Below are 16,219 nucleotides of genomic sequence, written 5' to 3'. Positions count from 1 at the left end.
CGACGGAGACGGCGGCTCGGCTCATGATATACACATTCGTGGATACAGTAGGGGGTCGCAAGGGCAACGTTTAGGCTTCTCCGTGAACCGTTTGCGGATATGACAGAGACGGTGCTCCTCGTCGGCGGCGGCGGGCGCGAACACGCCATCGCCCGTGCGGTCGCAACCTCCACGAACGGCGAATTGTACGCGTGCGCATCGAACCGAAATCCCGGAATCACGGGGATCGCGGCCGGCTACGAAACGATCGACGAGACGGACGGTTCGGCGATCGTCGAGTACGCTGAGTCAATCGGGGCGACGCTCGCGGCGATCGGGCCCGAGTCGGCGCTCAATGCGGGCGTGGCGGACGCGCTCGACGACGCCGGAATCTACGCGTTCGGCCCGCGTGAGGCGGAAGCAAAGATCGAGACGGACAAGGCGTTCCAGCGGGAGTTCATGGCCGAACACGGGGTTCCCGGCTGTCCGGATTTCGCGACGTTCGAGAGCGGCGAGGCCGCCGCCGAGTACATCCGCGAGTACGACGGCGATCTGGCGATCAAACCGCGCGGGCTGACCGGCGGCAAAGGCGTACGGGTCATCGGCGACCAGATCACCGACGCCGAGGGGATCGAGTTCGTCCTCGACAGCGAGTACGAGTCGTTCGTCCTCGAGGAGCGGTTGATCGGCGAGGAGTTTACCATCCAAGCGTTCGTCGCCGACGGCGAGTACCGCGTCTCCCCGGCCGTGCAGGATCACAAGCGGGCCTTCGAGGGCGATGGAGGCCCGAACACCGGCGGGATGGGTTCGTACAGCGGTTCGACGCCCAACCTACCCTTCATGACCGAGGCCGACTACGACGCCGCGGTCGAGATCATCGCCGCCGTCGTCGGGGCGATGCCCGAATATAAGGGGATTCTCTACGGTCAGTTCATGCTGACGACGGAGGGGCCGAAGGTCGTCGAGTTCAACGCCCGCTTCGGCGATCCCGAGGCGATGAACACCCTGCCCGTCCTGCAAACGGATTTCGTCGACCTGCTCGTCGCGGGACGGGAGGGCGAATCGCTTCCCGAACTCGAATTCGAACCGAAGGCGACGGTCTGCAAGTACGCCGTCCCCGAGGGCTACCCGACCGATCCGGTGGCTGGCGCGAAGGTGGCGATCGACGCCGAGAGCGCGGGCGAGGCCGAACTGTTTTACGCGAGCGTCGACGCCCGTGACGACGGGATCTATACCACCACCTCCCGATCGTTCGCCGTCGTCGGGATGGCCGACTCGATCGCCGAGGCCGAAGCGATAGTCGAAGACGCCTTCGAGCGGACGGGGACGGACGGCCTGCGCGTCCGCCACGACATCGGGAAGCCAGAGCTGGTTCAACAGCGGATCGACCACATGAACGACCTGCGGCGGTAGATGCGTGGTCTATATCTCTCTACGGGGAGAGAACCCCGCCGTTCACGGCGGGCGTGAATCCGACAACTCCTCCACAGTCCACCGACGGCACTCGGTCCGGATATTCCGCGCTAATCCGGATCATTAACCAGGTTTGTTTACACGGTCTACGTATCGCAATTGAGGTCACTCGCACCTACGTTGGTTCAATCCAGAACCAGCAACGGGTCAGCGATGGCCTCGACTCGCTCGGAGACGCCGCCTCAAAGCAGTACCGGCTGTGTGGCACAGCCCCCGGTACATGCGTTCGCTTCAAGTGGGGCGTTCGCCCCGCGAGAACAGGTCGTGTCGTAGACCGGCGAATATCCCACCTGCGGCGCGGGAAGCCTCGCCGTTTACGGCGAGGGGGATGTCACTTGTGAGCGTCCAGCATGTCGTAGCTGCGCTCCCACTCGTAGCTGTCGTCGTGGTACCGTTCGGCGAGCGGTTCCTCGGGCATGTCGCCGAGGGCACGTTTCTCCTCTCCGTAGGAGATACGATCGTCGTCGCGGTAGTACCGGCCGGTCAGCACCTTCCCTTCGTGGAGTGCGGACTCGGTCTCGTACATCATCTCCGAGGCCTCGATGCGGTCCGTCACGTCGAAGTCGTACTCCTCGTTCTCCTGAATGTCGATGTAGGGGACGTACTGCTTTGCGTCCTTGTTCCAGGTCGGACACTGGGTGAGGAAGTCGATGTGGGCGAATCCGTCGTGCTTTATCGCCTCGAGGAGGATCTCCTGGGCCTGGTTCGGGTTGACCGCGGCCGTCCGGGCGACGTAGGAGGCACCCGAGGTGAGCGACATCGACAGCGGCCGGACGGGGTCTTTCGCCGACCCGTGCGGCTGTGTCTTCGATTTGTGGCCCTTTGGGCTCGTCGGCGACGTCTGCCCCTTGGTTAGCCCGAAGATCTCGTTGTTGAACACGATATAAGTCATATCGTGGTTCTCCCGGGCCGTGTGGGTAAAGTGGTTGCCGCCGATTCCGTAGCCGTCACCGTCGCCGCCCGCGGCGACGACCTCGAGGTCCGGATTGGCGAGCTTCGCCGCCCGAGCGACCGGCAGCGACCGGCCGTGTAGCGTGTGGAAGCCGTAACTCTCGAAGTAGCTGTTTAGCTTGCCCGAACAGCCGATTCCGGTGACCAACAGCACCTCATCGGGATTCTTCCCGAGTTCGGTCATCGCGCCCTTCAACGCTTTGAGGACACTGAAGTCGCCACACCCGGGACACCACGTCGCCTGCGGCTCGATGCCGGGTGTAAAGTCGTCTCTCTGTACCTCCCGTTTCTCTCCTATCGCATTGAACGCACTCATGATTAGTCACCTGCCGCGGGGACGAACTTCGTCGTCGGTGCGGGCTCGTCTCCCTCGATAATCGTTTCGAACCCGTCGACGATCTCGCTGGGCTCGAACGGGTTGCCGTTGTACTTCAGAAGGCTGTGCAGCTTCGGGCCGAACCGGCCGAGTTCCTTTTGAATGAGACCGCGGAACTGGGCGCTCGCGGTCATCTCGACGACGAGCGCCTCGTCGACCGACGAGAGGAACTCCGTCAGCTCCTCCTCGGCCAACGGCATCAGATCGGAGACGCCCATCGAGCGGACGCTGTGGCCCCCGTCGTTGAGTCGGTCGACAGCCTCCTCGACGGTGCCCTGCTGGCTCCCGAACGTAATGATGCCGTAGTCGGCGTCCTCCGGACCGCGATAGGTCTGGTGGCTCGACTCGTCCGCGTCGAGATCGCCGCGGATGGAGTCGAGCTTGCCGAGTCGCCGTTCGAGTTGGGCGACTCGGTTTCCGGGGTCCTCGCTGATGTGACCCTGCTCGTTGTGCTCGTTGCCGGTCGCGAGGAAGCGACCGTCCTTCTGACCGGGGATCGACCGCGGTGAAACGCCACGCTCGTTGCCGGGGTTGTGCTGGTAGCGGCTGAACTTCCCGGAAGTGTGGTGGGCCGCCTCGGCGATCTCCTCCTCGGTGAGCGTCGCGCCGAGGCTCGGATCCGGTTCGCGGTCGAAGAAGGACTCGTCGACGTTCCGCAACTCGCCACCGATCTTCTGATCGTACAGCACGATCGCCGGGAGCTGGTAGTCGTAGGCGATCTCGAAGGCCGCGCGGGTCTGTTCGTAGGCCTCCTCGACGTTCCCCGGTGCGAAGACGACCCGACACGAGTCGCCCTGACTCGTGTACAGGACGTGTTCGAGGTCGCTCTGTTCGGGTTTGGTCGGCATCCCGGTCGAGGGGCCGGCGCGGGTCGCCTCGAGGAGGACGACCGGCGTTTCGGTCATCTCCGCGAGGCCGAGGGGTTCGCTCATCAGGGCGAACCCGCCGCCGCTGCTGCCCGACATAGCCTTGACGCCGGCGTGCGACGCGCCGAGGGCGAGCGCTGCCGCGGCGATCTCGTCTTCGACCTGCTCGGAGATGCCGCCGACCTCGGGGAGGTACTGGCTCATGAGCGTGTACACTTCGGTCCACGGCGTCATCGGGTAGCCAGCGATGAACCGACAGCCCGAATCGAGCGCACCGAAGGCGATGGCGTTACTACCCGAGAGGAGCACCTGATCCTCCTCGTGCTCGCCTGTCGGCATCCGGAGATCGTGGGTGAACTCCTTCTCTTTGACCTCGTCGTAGGCGATCTGAAGGATGTCGAGGTTTGTCTCCAATATTTCGCCGGACATCGCGTCGGCCATCAGATCCTCGATGTGTTCGAGCTCGTAATCGAGAAGCGCCGCGGTCGCGCCGACGCCGGCGGTGTTCCGCATGACCTCTCGACCCTTCTCGCGGGCGAGACTTCGGAGGTCGAGCGGATACACGTGCCAGTTGTTCTTCTCGACTCGCGCCTCGAATTCGGGAACCTCGTCGATATCGATGAGCCCCTCGTCGTAGACGATGATGCCGCCCTCGCGGAGTTCATCGAGGTTCTCGACTATCGGCTTCAGTTCCTCGTTGCCGTAGATCGCGTCCTCCTTCGGATTTCTCGCGAACGAGTCGCCGAGCGCCAGCAGGAAGTTGTAGCCGTCACCGCGGGATTTCACCGGGTCCGGTGCTGCCCGCACCTCGACGTAGGTGTGGCCGCCGCGGATACGGGACGGATAATGTCTGTGCGTAAATACGTCGAGTCCCGATCGCATCAACGCTTTCGCGAAGTTCTGGCTCGTCGAGTCGATCCCGTCGCCGGAACCCCCCGCGATTCGCCAGATAAGTTCGTCTGTCATTGGATATCACTGCGCCCGTGGGCGCGTTACTGGAGGTTCGGACGCCGATAATAAAAGCATTTGCTACACATTAGCATGCATTAATTATGATATAGGTATATTAATCACAATGCTCCCCCCGGGTTTCGCCGGTTCGTGCTGACTGACCGATGGACGTATCAGTTGGCACGGCGGAGTTCCGCGATCACACTGATCGCCCCCAGGTCTCCCACCTCATACCCCCGGGGACGGCATCCCGGCGGATCTCGATAGCTCCGTTCGTCGCCGGAGCCCGACACACTCGAGGACGGGGGTCGAGCCTCGTGTCCGCGGATGAACAAATCCGTTACCGTGAGGAGATCCGTTCGTCTTGGCAGCTCGTTTGCGAACGTGCGGCGCGTTCGAGCGTACCGGATGCGAAGCCGATCGGCCGCGGTGATGTCCTCCCCGCGGTGAACGGAGGGGGATCGAAGATTCCTCTGGCAGTCCGCAGAGCCCGACGACGGCGAGGTTTCCCGCAAGCGGGGGCTTGCTGGGTTTGGCGAATTACGGCTTACCATCTCTCTGCAAGGAGGGAATCGCGCCGTTTATCGCGGGAGAGAATCCGACGATTGGTGAACAAACCACGTTCATCACGAGGAAGAAATGTCTTCCACGATGAACGGGCGAATCCCGACACTGTCCCACTGGGATGGGCGGGGAGTCCGCCTCGGTCGGCGTCCCGTAGGACGGGGAACCCATTATAAACCTCGTGCGGGCGCTGTCTCACCGCGCTGAAGCGCGAGGGGTTAACACCGTACTGCTTCAAATAACCGACGTTTTGTTTCACAAAATTTCGCGCTTGACCCAGGGCACAGGCTTATTACTCCGAATGTCATGGATTCGATTGAAGGGAATGTCTCTCATCGAGCTCATCGCGGGGGTCGCAGACCACGAAAAGACGTTGACGGTCTTCAACGCCGAGGAGGAGACGATCACGACCCTCCGCGAGCAGTTTCACGACCGAAACCTCTCCGTCTTCGGGGAGCACACACCGAGCGGTAAACCCGAGGCGTTCACCGTCCTCGCGGACGGCGACGAGTTCGTCACCGCTGCCGCGATCGACACGATCCTCGATCCAGAGATCGAGACGAGGGCCGATCCGGCCGCCCACACCGCTGGCCGAAAGACGGAACCGGGGTTCGAAGGGGACGCGTATCGGCCGATCCTCGATCACCTGGACGAGACGATGTTCACCTCCTACGACATCGAACAGATGGTTGCCGCCTCGCGGGAGATTGAAGACCGCGCCTGGCGAATCGGGAAGGGGTCGATCCACTCGGGGTTCCAGAGGCTCTCGATCCTGGCCGGACAGATGGATATCTACGAGCAGTTGGCCGAAAAACGCGACCTCGACGTACACGCCTACGCCGCCCCCGATGCGGACGTCCCCGATCACGACACCGATCTCACGATCCACGTCGAACGGAGCGACGAGATAGAACGGACGTGGTTCGTCGCCTACGATGGGGCGGGCATCGACGTCAACAAGTGCGCCCTCTTGGCGGAGGAACGGGAATCCCGCTCGTTCTACGGCTTTTGGACCTACGATCCCTCCACGGTCGATTGGATCATCGACCACCTCGAATCGACGTACGGGCTCATCGAGTCGCACTGATCGGCGACCTCTAACGGAACCCTACCACTGCGCCTGTCCGTAGATCAGGTTTCGCTGGATCTCGTTTGCCCCCTCGTAGATCACCGGGATTCGCACGTCGCGATAGACGCGTGCGATGCGGTTTTCAGTGAGGACAGACCGGCCCCCGTGCAGTTGCATCCCGCGCTCGGCGCACTTCGTCGCCGTCTCGGTGGATTTGACCTTCGCCATCGCGGCCCAGTGGCCGGCGTCGTCGTTGTCGACGACCCGATCGGCCGCCTGCCAGTTGAGCGTTCGGGCGGCCTGAAACTCGGTGACCATGTCCGCGAGGTCGTGCTGGACCGCCTGAAACTCGCTTACGTGGCGGCCGAACGCCGATCGACCGTGGACGAAGTCGGCGGCCTCCTCGATCGCCGCGGCGGCGAGGCCGAGGCCGTGGCCGCCGACGATGATTCGGCCGTGGTTGAAAAACTCCGCGACCATGTAGAAGCCGGCACCCTCGACGCCGACGAGATTCTCCTCGGGGATTCGCGCGTCGTTCAACTCGATGTGCGCCTGTTTCGAGGCCCGAAAGCCCATCTTCTCGGGGATGTGCTCGGCGTCGTACCCGTCGGCGTCCGTCGGAACGATGAACATCGAGTAGTTGCCGTATCGGTTGTCCGAGTCATCACCCGTCTTCGCGTAGAGGGTGACCCAATCGGCCTCGACGCCGTTGCCGATCCAGTACTTCTCGCCGTTCAACACCCACTCGTCGCCGTCTTTTTTTGCAGTCGTCTCCATTCCCGCGAGATCGGAGCCGGTGTCGGGTTCCGACACCGCGAGTCCGGAGATCTGTTCGTTCTCGGCGACGGGTCGGAGGTACGTCTCCTTTTGCTCTTCGTCGCCGTACTCCTCGACGATCGCCGTCCCGAAACTCGCGAGTTGAAGCGTGAGCGCGATCCCCGCGTCGGCCCGGTAGAACTCCTCGGCGAGCGCGAGGATCTCGTAGAGATCGAGTCCGCGCCCACCGTACTCCTCGCCGATGTCCTGGGCGATGAGATCGGCATCCATTCCCGCTTCGAGGATCTCCCAGGGGTATTCGCCGGACTCGTAGTACTCCGCGGCGTTGGGGGCGATGTGCTCGGCCGCGAACTCCCGTGCCTCCCGTTTGATTTCGTGGGCATGCTCCGGAACGACGGCGGTGTCCAAAAGCTCCATCTTCGGTTCGAATTGGGCCGGAACTCGTAAATAGCTTCTTCAGGGCGAAGTTCGTGCCGGCCGTCGTCTCGGCCGATGTGTCGACTCGAGGGGGCACGTCCATCCACGCGGGACCGAGCGAGGGGCTTATTTCCGGGACGCCCCTTAGACCACCAATGAGTGAAACCGCCCGGTTGGACCGCATCGACCGCGCGATCATCAACGCCTATCAAGGCGGCTTTCCGGTCGTCGAGCGTCCCTTCGAACCGGCCGCGGCAGCCCTTCGAGAACGCGGCGTGGAGATCACTGCGGACGAACTGCTCGAACGTATCCGAACGCTCGACGACGACGGCGTCCTGACGCGTTTCGGCGCGCTGATAAACGCCGCCGAGATAGGGGGTGCTGCGACGCTCGTTGCCATGCACGCCCCGGAGGAGCGCTTCGAAGATATCGCCGAGGCGGTGAACGCCCACCGCGAGGTCGCGCACAACTACGAGCGCGAGCACCCGCATCTCAACATGTGGTTCGTAGTCTCGGTCGCGGATCCCGAGTCCGTCGATCGAGTGCTCGACGCCATAGAGACCGAAACCGGACAGCGGACCTACAACCTACCGAAAAGACAGGAGTTTCGCGTCGAGGCGAAATTCCTCCTCGACGGACCGATCCCCGAGGGCGACGTCGACTGCTCGGATCTCGGCCCCGAAGTCGAACCGACAGGTCGGGGGACTCTGACGCCCGAGGAACGCGATCTCGTCGTCGAGATACAGGGTGGACTTCCGGTGACCGAAACCCCGTACGCCGACGTTGCCGAGGCGCTCGACGTCGAGGCCGAGTGGGTCGTCAGGGCGATAAAACGGTTCGACGCGGAGGGAAAGGTCCGCCGCGTCGGCGTCGTCCCGAATCACTACGCGCTCGGGTACACGGAGAACGGGATGACCGTCTGGAACGTCCCCGACAACGTGCTCGACACCGTCGGCCCCGAAATCGCCAGCTTGGAGTTCGTCACCCACTGCTACGAGCGCCCCCGACACGAGGGCGTCTGGCCGTACAACTTCTTTGCGATGACACACGGCCGAAGCGAGGCCGAGAGCGAACGACGGATCGGGCAGGTCAAATCGACCATGGACGACTACTGGGACGTCGGTGAGGACGACTGGGACTCGCTGTTCTCGACGCGAATTCTAAAAAAGACGGGCATTCGGCTGGACGAGCGAGCCGACGCCAACACGCGCGAATGATTCCGCTGTATCACGACTTCACCGACCGGACGGTGTTGGTGTTCGGCGGCGGGCCGGTCGGCGCTCGAAAGTCCCGGCGGTTCGTGCGGGAAGCGCGCGTCGTCGTCGTGAGCCCCGAGTTCACCGAGGACGACTACGGCGATGCGGAACTCGTGCGCGCGAAGCCCGAGGAGGAGGACGTCGAGCAGTGGTTCGAACGGACGACTCCGGCGTTGGCAATCGCCGCAACGAACGCCCGATCGGTGAACGCGGCCATCGAGCGCGAGGCCCGAACCCGAGGCGTACTCATAAACCGCGCCGATCACTCTGGGGATCGCGGTCCGGGCGGCGTCGTCGTTCCGGCGACGGTTCGCGACGGTGAGGTGTCCGTCGCTATCTCGACCGGCGGCGCGAGTCCCGCGCTGTCGGCGGAACTCAGACGACGAATCGAACGCGAGATCGAAGGCGCGGGTGAACTCGCCGAGATAACGGCGGACGTTCGCGAGGAACTGAAAGCCCGCGGCGTCGATCCGACGCGTCGCCGACACGCCGTTCGAACGGTCGTGCGATCTTCACGGGTTTGGAAGGATTTAGGTACGGGTACCTCTAACCCCCGCCAAACAGTAGACGCCGTCGTCGATTCGGCGTTGGGTGAGAAGTCGTGACCACGGGACCAGAAACCAAAGTCGTTGCCGGCGTCAGCGTTTCGCACAGCCACGCGAGCGTCGAGCGGATCGAGGCCGTAGCCGCCGATCCCGAGCAGGAAGTCATCAGGGCACTGCTCGACGAACCCGGCGTCACGGAAGCGTTCGTTCTCCAGACGTGTAATCGCGCGGAGGCGTACGTCGTCGCCGAAACCGCGTCGGTGGGACAGCAGGCGCTCTCGACGTACCTGGGCGACGTCGATTCGAGTGTCGCCAGAACGCTCGACCACGAGGCGAGCCTCAGACACCTGATGTCGGTGGCCTGCGGCCTCGAATCGCTCGTGTTGGGCGAAGATCAGATCATCGGCCAGATCCGCGAGGCATACGAGACCGCTCGCGGCGTCGGGGCGATCGGTTCGACGCTCGACGACGCGATCTTGAAGGCCCTCCACGTCGGCGAACGGGCGCGAAGCGAGACGGCGATCAACGAGGGTGCGCTCTCGCTCGGCTCCGCGGCGGTCCAGTTCGCCGAATCACAGCACGGATTGGATGCGGCGACGGCGCTCGTCATCGGAGCCGGCGAGATGGCGACACTCGCGGCGAAAGCCCTCGACGAGTCGGTCTCCCGGCTCGTCGTCGCGAATCGAACCCGCTCGCGAGCCGAACGCCTCGCAAATCGGCTCGAAACCGACACCTCGACGGTCGGGTTGGACGCGCTCTCGGTCGCGGCGGCCGACGCCGACCTCGTCGTTTCGGCGACGGGAAGCCCAGAGCACGTCGTCGGTGTAGAGGACCTCGAAACCGTCGGCGAGACGTGTGTCATCGACATCGCACAGCCACGCGACGTCGCGCCGGATGTCGAGTCGCTGGAGCACGTCTCGGTGTACGATCTCGACGCGATAGAGACTGTCACCGATGGGACCAAATTGAAGCGACAGGCGGCTGCCGAAGCCGTCGAATCGATGATCGACGACGAACTCGATCACCTCTTGAGTCAGTACAAGCGAAAGCGCGCCGACCAGGTTATCGGCGCGATGTACGAGGGCGCCGAACGGATCAAATCGAGGGAGCTTCGGACCGCCATCGCGCGACTGGAGAGCGAATCCGATGATGGCGTTTCGGAAACCGAGCGCGAGATTCTCGAGTCGATGGCCGATGCGCTCGTGGGACAGCTCCTGTCGGCGCCGACCCAGAGTCTCCGCGACGCCGCCGAAAAGGACGATTGGTCGACGATACACACGGCGCTGAGACTTTTCGGACCAGCGTTCGATCTGGACCCTGCGGCACCACCGACGGCACCGGATGCGATTCCCGAAGAGATGCGCGAGCGTATGCCGTCTCGCGTTATCGAACAGTTGACCAGAGAGTACTGATCTGCCGAAATTCGTCGAAAATCAGCGAGGCTACAGTTCGTTGAGCTTTCGGAGTAGCTGCCCCTCGTACTGCTCGTCCGCACGGATCCCCTTCAGTTCGAGGACGTTCCGTTCGAGTTTGTCGAGCGCGACGTGAAACGCGGTCTCGGCACCGTATCCCTCACCGGAACCGGCGACCTGCCCGTGATTCGTTCGGAGGCGGATCTGACAGTGGATCAGCGGCGTCCCGCGGAGTCGCTCTTTGTGTTCGGTGAGCCGAACGTGTGCGTGTTGGACCTGCATAGCCTGATATTTGTCCGCCACGTCCGCGATCGCCGCTTGAATGTCGCCGCGGGAGATCGTATCGAGCAGCTCGATGTTCGTGATCTGTACGTCCATGTTTTCCTCTTCGGTGTAGGTGAGTGCCCGAAGTACGTCGGTCTTCGTGAGGATCCCTGCGACGGTCGTCTCGTTCTCGTCGTCCGGCGTGACGACGAGGCCGGCGTAGTCGTGTTCGAACATCCGTTCGACGGCGGCCGTGACCGTCTCGTCTCGACCGATCGTTTCGACGGGGCTGTTCATCAGATCGTAGACCGGGAGATCGAGCATCCGATCCGTGTCCCCTGACCGATCGCCCCTGTGCTGTCGCTCCATCGTTCGAACGGCGAACTCGGCGATGTCGTGGGTCGTCACCATCCCGGTCAGCCGTCCGTTCTCGTTGACCACGGGGAGCCGGGAGATATCGTTCTCGCGCAGATAATTGATGACCTTGCCGAGTCGGTCGTCATCTCTGAGGGTGACGACGTTCTCGGTGTAAATCTGCTCGACTGTGAGGACGTCGAGGTTGTCGATGACGGCTTCGAGGATTTTGTCCTCGGTGATGATCCCCCATAACTCGCCGTTCTCGAAGACGGGGGCGACTTTCGTTCCGCCCTCGACGAGCATTCGCGCGACCTCACGGATTCCGGACTCCCGATCCACCCGCGGTACGTTGCTCCGAGCGAGCACGTTCACCTTCGCGTCGTCGGCGATGTGCGACTGGAGCAGCTGTCGTTCGGTGAGTACGCCCGCGTACTCGCCGTCTTCGGTGACCACAATTCCCTTCGGGTTCTCCCGCTCGAAAATGGACCGAACCTTTCCGAGCCGCTCGTCGGTGTCCACCTGGATGAACTCCTCGGTGGCGATATCTGCGATATTCATCTCTCTCCCGTTGCCTTCGCTGCGACGGCTCTTGAAAGTACCTCACTGGGGTGGACGACTGCCCGCACCGAGTTGTTGTCCCAGCCGATAGAACGGCGGGAGCAAGACGGCGTTGACCGCACCGGCCGTCACCAACACCGCCCCGAGGAAGTAGAACCCGCCGTCCCCGATCGTCGGCCACAGCCACGCGGCGATGGAGCCGGTCAAAAACCCCAGCGAGAGACCCATCGCGCCGCCCTGCGTCCGCTCGAAGACGAGCGTCGAGACCGCCAACCCGCCGAGGCCGAACGCGGTGATCCCGTGTGGGCGGGTGCTGACAGTGGCGACGAGAAGCGTTAGGAGCCCCGAGAGGATCAGCCCATAGCAGACGAGTCGAAGCGGCGAGCGCAGCCCGCCGTCGAACGCCCCCGTCGACGAATCTTCGTCGCTCATGTGTCCCGCAGATCCGAGAGTACGTTCGCGTGGATCGCGGTCGCCGCCGCTTCGTCGGCACGGCGGATGAGTTCCGCTTCCAGCGTGGCCGGTTCGACGTTCGTTCGCGGCGTGTGCGAGAGGACGATGTGCGCCATCTCGACGGGGAGATCCGCACGGGCCGTCACCGACACACCGAAGTACGGATGCCCGAGCAGTCGTCCGATCTCGGTTCGGTCCATCCCGACGAACTCGTAGAGCTTCGAGACGTCGTGGACGAGCGCACCTGCGATCACGGTATCCATGTCGATGTTGGGGACGTAGTCGCGTTGCGTGAGCGGCTCAGCGAGGCCGACCGCACAATCGGTCACGTCTCGAACGTGATCGACGAGAAGCACGTCGTCAGCGGCCATCCCGAGTTCGTGTTGGGCCGGCGGAAACCACGGGAACCGCTCGAGTTCGGTAACGCCGATCCCGTTGTCCTCCGCGGCGGTCGTCCACGACGCGACGACGCCCGAACGGAGCGTATCGTCGTCGATGACCTCGAGTTCCGGGAATACCGTTTCGATATCCATATGCGGGTGTCGGCGTCGGTGAACTAAACCCTACGGACGGACCCCTCCGGAGAATAGGGTCACCCATATGGGGTGTTCGGCGCTATTTGCCCCAGTTTCTGCGCTCGGTCGGGCGTTCGGAGAGAGCCATCACGTCGAGCGGTTCCTCGACCGTTTCGAGCGCCTCGAGGGTCGCCCGGGCGCTCGGCACCGTCGAAAAGTAGGTGATCCCCTCCTCGACGGCGACCTCGAGCACGTCGCGATCGCGAGAGAATATGACGTCGATCTCGCCGTCGCGCAGCGCACCGGTGATATCGTCGAACGCGTCCGGCTCGCGCACATCGAAGTGGCGCTCGGCGCCGTCCCACACGTCGGAGATGTCCTCGTTCTTTTGGGACATCCCACGCAGCGTTCCGAGGTCCACGATCGCCGTACCCTCTGTCGGGATTCCTTTCCCGGTCGCCGACTGGGCCTTCAGGTAGGCTTTTCCGAACGATCGGGCCGTCCCCATCACCTCACCGGTCGATTTCATCTCGGGGCCGAGACGCGGATCCGAGCCAGGCAGTCGGTCGAACGGCAGGACGACCTCCTTTACCGATACGTGTTCGGGGATCTGCTCGTGGGTCTGGAGCTCGGCGAGCGAGTTCCCGGCCATCACCTTCGCGGCGAGCTTCGCGATCGGCACGCCCGTCGCCTTCGAGACGAACGGGACGGTTCGCGAGGATCGGGGATTGGCCTCTAAAACGTACACCTCGCCGTCGCGGACGGCCAGTTGAACGTTTAACAGTCCCTCGGTTTCGAGCGCACGCGCGATCTCGAGCGCGACCTCACGAACGCGCTCGAGGACGTCCTGCGATAGCGACCGAGGTGGGATCATACACGCCGAATCGCCGGAGTGGACGCCGGCCGCCTCGACGTGTTCCATGATACCACCGATCAGGACATCCTCGCCGTCCGCGACCGCGTCCACGTCGAGTTCGACGGCGTCGGCGAGGAAGTCGTCGACGAGGATCGGCTTGTCGGGCGCGACGCGAACGGCCTCTTCGATGTACTCCTCGAGTTCCTCGTCGGAGTAGACGACGTCCATCGCGCGGCCGCCGAGAACGTACGACGGTCGGACGAGGACGGGGTAACCGATCTCGTGGGCAAGGTCGAGCGCCTCTGTCTTGCTCGTTGCGGTGCCGCCCTCGGGCTGGCTGATTCCGAGTTCGTCCATGAGGACGTTGAACCGGTCGCGGTCCTCGGCGAGATCCATTGCCTCGACGGAGGTGCCGAGGATCTCACAGTCGAGACCGCGGCGGTCGAGTTCCGCCTCGAGCGGTTCGCCGACGTTGACGGAGGTCTGCCCCCCGAACTGGACCATCACGCCGTCCGCGCCGGTCACATCGACGATATCGGCGACTTCCTCGGCGGTGATCGGCTCGAAGAACAGGCCGTCGGAGGTGTCGTAGTCCGTCGAAACCGTCTCCGGGTTGTTGTTGACGACGTGCGCGTCGATTCCGATCTCGCGTAGGGCGTGGACCGCGTGGACCGCGCAGTAGTCGAACTCGACACCCTGTCCGATACGTATCGGGCCGCCTCCGACCACGACGACCGACTCGACGTCGCGGTCGACCTGTACCTCGCTCGCGCCGCAGCCCGTCGGCGGTTCGCGCGCGGAATAGTAGTACGGCGTCGAAGCGCGAAACTCGCCGGCGCAGGTATCGACCTGCTTGTACGTCCGCGGAGACGTACCGGCCTCTACGTCGTCGACGGTGGTTCCGGAACCGTCGGTCTCGACCGGGCGACCCTCCTCGGCCTCGATCTCGACGACCGACGCGGGGAGCCAAGAGGCGTGCGTGTCGTTGAACTCCCCGCCGGCGATGGCGGCGATCTCTTGGTTCGTGAAGCCGGCGTCGGCCGCGGGCTCGAACTCGCCGTGGCGGGCGGCCTCTGCGGCCTCGACGATCCGACCGAAGCGCTCGAGGTACCACTCGTAGATCCCAGTCAGGTCGTGGATCTCCTCGACGGTGTAGCCGCGGTCGAACGCCTCGAGGATCGCATAGGGGCGATCCGGCGTCGGCCGCACGAGGTACGCCGATTCGAGCTCGTCGTCGTCCACGTCGGTCCAGTCGACGGCCGGATCGTACTCGGATGAGCGAAGCGCCTTCAGAAGCGACTCCTCGAACGTTCGGCCGATCGACATCGCCTCGCCCGTCGACTTCATCGCCGGACCGAGTTCGAACTCCACATCGGAGAACTTGTCCTTCGGCCATCGGGGGACCTTCGTGACGACGTAGTCGATCGCCGGTTCGAAGGCGGCGGTCGTCTGGCCGGTGATTTCGTTTTCGATTTCGTGGAGGCGTTTCCCCAGCGCGACCTTCGCCGTGACGCGGGCGATCGGGTACCCGGTCGCCTTCGAGGCGAGCGCGGAGGATCGGGAGACGCGAGGATTGACCTCGACGACGCGGTACTCGCCGGACGATGTGCCGTCGTCGCGCCAGGCGTGCTGGATGTTACAGCCCCCCTCGATACCCAACTCGCGGATGACCTTCAGCGCCGAGTTGCGCATCTTCTGGTGTGCCTCGTCCGGGATGATCTGCGACGGCGTGACGACCGTGGATTCGCCGGTGTGAATCCCCATCGGGTCGATGTTCTCCATGTTGCAGATGATGATACACGAGTCGTCCGCGTCTCTCATTACCTCGTATTCGAGTTCGACCCAGCCGGCGATCGATTCGGTGATCTGTACCTCGTGGTTGCGGGAGAGCTGAAAGCCCTTGCGCGCGATCTCTTTGAGTTCGTCCATCTCGTCGACGACACCGGATCCGGAACCGCCGAGGGTGTAGGCGGTGCGGGCGATGACCGGGAGACCACCGACGGCCTCGACGGCGTCTTCGATCTCGTCCATCGAGGAGATCGTCTCGGAGCTACAGACCGGTTCGCCGATCTTCTTCATTCGCTCGCGGAAGAGATCACGATCCTCGGTGGCGTAGATCGTATCGAGCGGCGTACCCATGATCTCGACGTCGTACTCCTCTAAGACGCCCTCCTCCGCGAGTTCGGCGGTGACGTTCAATCCCGTCTGACCGCCGAGTCCGGCGATGACGCCGTCGGGGTTCTCTGTGCGGATGACTTCGGCGATGGCCTCGGTCGTGATCGGCTCGACGTAGACCTTGTCGGCCATCTCGGGATCGGTCATGATCGTCGCGGGATTCGAGTTGACGAGGACGACCCGAGCACCCTCCTCTCTGAGCGCTCGGCACGCCTGCGCGCCCGAGTAGTCGAACTCCGCCGCCTGTCCGATCTGGATCGGTCCGCTGCCGATGAGCAAAATAGTACGGTCCTCGTCTGGCATTGTTCGACCGAAGTCCGTACATCGTAATAAGCCCGGCGAAAGAATACGGAATTCGTAATCCGAGTTCGAATTTCGAATCGGAGGCGTTCGAGACGACCTGTG

The 16,219-nt window shown here is 63.6% G+C and carries 12 protein-coding genes and 1 pseudogene; 6 read left to right on the top strand and 7 right to left on the bottom strand.

The window, feature by feature from the left end; all coding sequences use genetic code 11:
* The first annotated feature begins 99 nt into the window (after positions 1-99).
* Together purD and R6U53_RS03915 are read left to right on the top strand one after the other, a co-directional pair.
* Positions 100-1,392: a phosphoribosylamine--glycine ligase gene (gene purD / locus R6U53_RS03920; RefSeq protein WP_410321060.1), complete on the top strand. Its 1,293-nt coding sequence runs from the start codon at positions 100-102 to the stop codon at positions 1,390-1,392.
* A gap of 152 nt (positions 1,393-1,544) precedes the next feature.
* A pseudogene (locus R6U53_RS03915) lies at positions 1,545-1,640 on the top strand (transposase); the annotation flags it as partial.
* A gap of 143 nt (positions 1,641-1,783) precedes the next feature.
* On the opposite strand, the gene R6U53_RS03910 reads toward R6U53_RS03915, so the two are convergent.
* Positions 1,784-2,719 carry a thiamine pyrophosphate-dependent enzyme gene (locus R6U53_RS03910; protein WP_410321059.1) on the bottom strand — a complete coding sequence of 312 codons (936 nt, stop codon included), beginning with the start codon at positions 2,717-2,719 and terminating at the stop codon, positions 1,784-1,786.
* A gap of 2 nt (positions 2,720-2,721) precedes the next feature.
* On the bottom strand, positions 2,722-4,611 hold the full coding sequence (locus R6U53_RS03905; RefSeq protein ID WP_410321058.1) for a 2-oxoacid:acceptor oxidoreductase subunit alpha: 1,890 nt from the start codon (positions 4,609-4,611) through the stop codon (positions 2,722-2,724).
* An 874-nt stretch (positions 4,612-5,485) separates the two neighbouring features.
* Here R6U53_RS03905 and R6U53_RS03900 point away from each other — a divergent pair.
* Entirely contained in the window at positions 5,486-6,247 is a 762-nt protein-coding gene (locus tag R6U53_RS03900) for a DICT sensory domain-containing protein (RefSeq protein ID WP_410321057.1), read from the top strand.
* Between the two features lie 21 nt (positions 6,248-6,268).
* Here R6U53_RS03900 and R6U53_RS03895 read toward each other — a convergent pair whose 3' ends face one another.
* Entirely contained in the window at positions 6,269-7,423 is a 1,155-nt protein-coding gene (locus R6U53_RS03895; RefSeq protein ID WP_410321056.1) for an acyl-CoA dehydrogenase family protein, read from the bottom strand.
* A gap of 155 nt (positions 7,424-7,578) precedes the next feature.
* Between R6U53_RS03895 and R6U53_RS03890 the strand changes: the two genes are divergently transcribed.
* The 3 genes from R6U53_RS03890 to hemA are packed head-to-tail and all read left to right on the top strand — an operon-like array spanning position 7,579 to position 10,636.
* On the top strand, positions 7,579-8,640 hold the full coding sequence (locus tag R6U53_RS03890) for an Lrp/AsnC family transcriptional regulator (RefSeq protein WP_410321055.1): 1,062 nt from the start codon (positions 7,579-7,581) through the stop codon (positions 8,638-8,640).
* Positions 8,637-9,284, top strand: coding sequence for a bifunctional precorrin-2 dehydrogenase/sirohydrochlorin ferrochelatase (locus R6U53_RS03885; protein WP_410321054.1), 648 nt, complete (start codon positions 8,637-8,639; stop codon positions 9,282-9,284). The genes R6U53_RS03890 and R6U53_RS03885 overlap by 4 nt, the downstream gene beginning before the upstream one ends.
* Positions 9,281-10,636, top strand: coding sequence for a glutamyl-tRNA reductase (hemA, locus tag R6U53_RS03880; protein WP_410321053.1), 1,356 nt, complete (start codon positions 9,281-9,283; stop codon positions 10,634-10,636). Before R6U53_RS03885 ends, hemA begins: the two co-directional genes overlap by 4 nt.
* Positions 10,637-10,666: 30 nt before the next feature.
* Here the strand turns inward: hemA and R6U53_RS03875 are convergent, their stop codons facing one another.
* The 4 genes from R6U53_RS03875 to carB form a co-directional block, all read right to left on the bottom strand.
* Complete coding sequence (locus R6U53_RS03875; RefSeq protein ID WP_410321052.1) at positions 10,667-11,815, bottom strand: CBS domain-containing protein; 1,149 nt, start codon at positions 11,813-11,815, stop codon at positions 10,667-10,669.
* A gap of 42 nt (positions 11,816-11,857) precedes the next feature.
* Positions 11,858-12,247, bottom strand: coding sequence for a hypothetical protein (locus R6U53_RS03870; protein ID WP_410321051.1), 390 nt, complete (start codon positions 12,245-12,247; stop codon positions 11,858-11,860).
* Positions 12,244-12,801 carry an HD domain-containing protein gene (locus R6U53_RS03865; protein ID WP_410321050.1) on the bottom strand — a complete coding sequence of 186 codons (558 nt, stop codon included), beginning with the start codon at positions 12,799-12,801 and terminating at the stop codon, positions 12,244-12,246. The genes R6U53_RS03870 and R6U53_RS03865 overlap by 4 nt, the downstream gene beginning before the upstream one ends.
* Before the next feature lie 82 nt (positions 12,802-12,883).
* On the bottom strand, positions 12,884-16,117 hold the full coding sequence (gene carB, locus R6U53_RS03860) for a carbamoyl-phosphate synthase large subunit (RefSeq protein WP_410321049.1): 3,234 nt from the start codon (positions 16,115-16,117) through the stop codon (positions 12,884-12,886).
* Positions 16,118-16,219: the final 102 nt, after the last annotated feature.

Source organism: Natronomonas sp., assembly GCF_046483325.1.
Taxonomy (GTDB): domain Archaea; phylum Halobacteriota; class Halobacteria; order Halobacteriales; family Haloarculaceae; genus Natronomonas.
The sequence above is the reverse complement of the archived record's forward strand: the minus strand, read 5'-3'. Positions and strand labels throughout refer to the sequence as shown.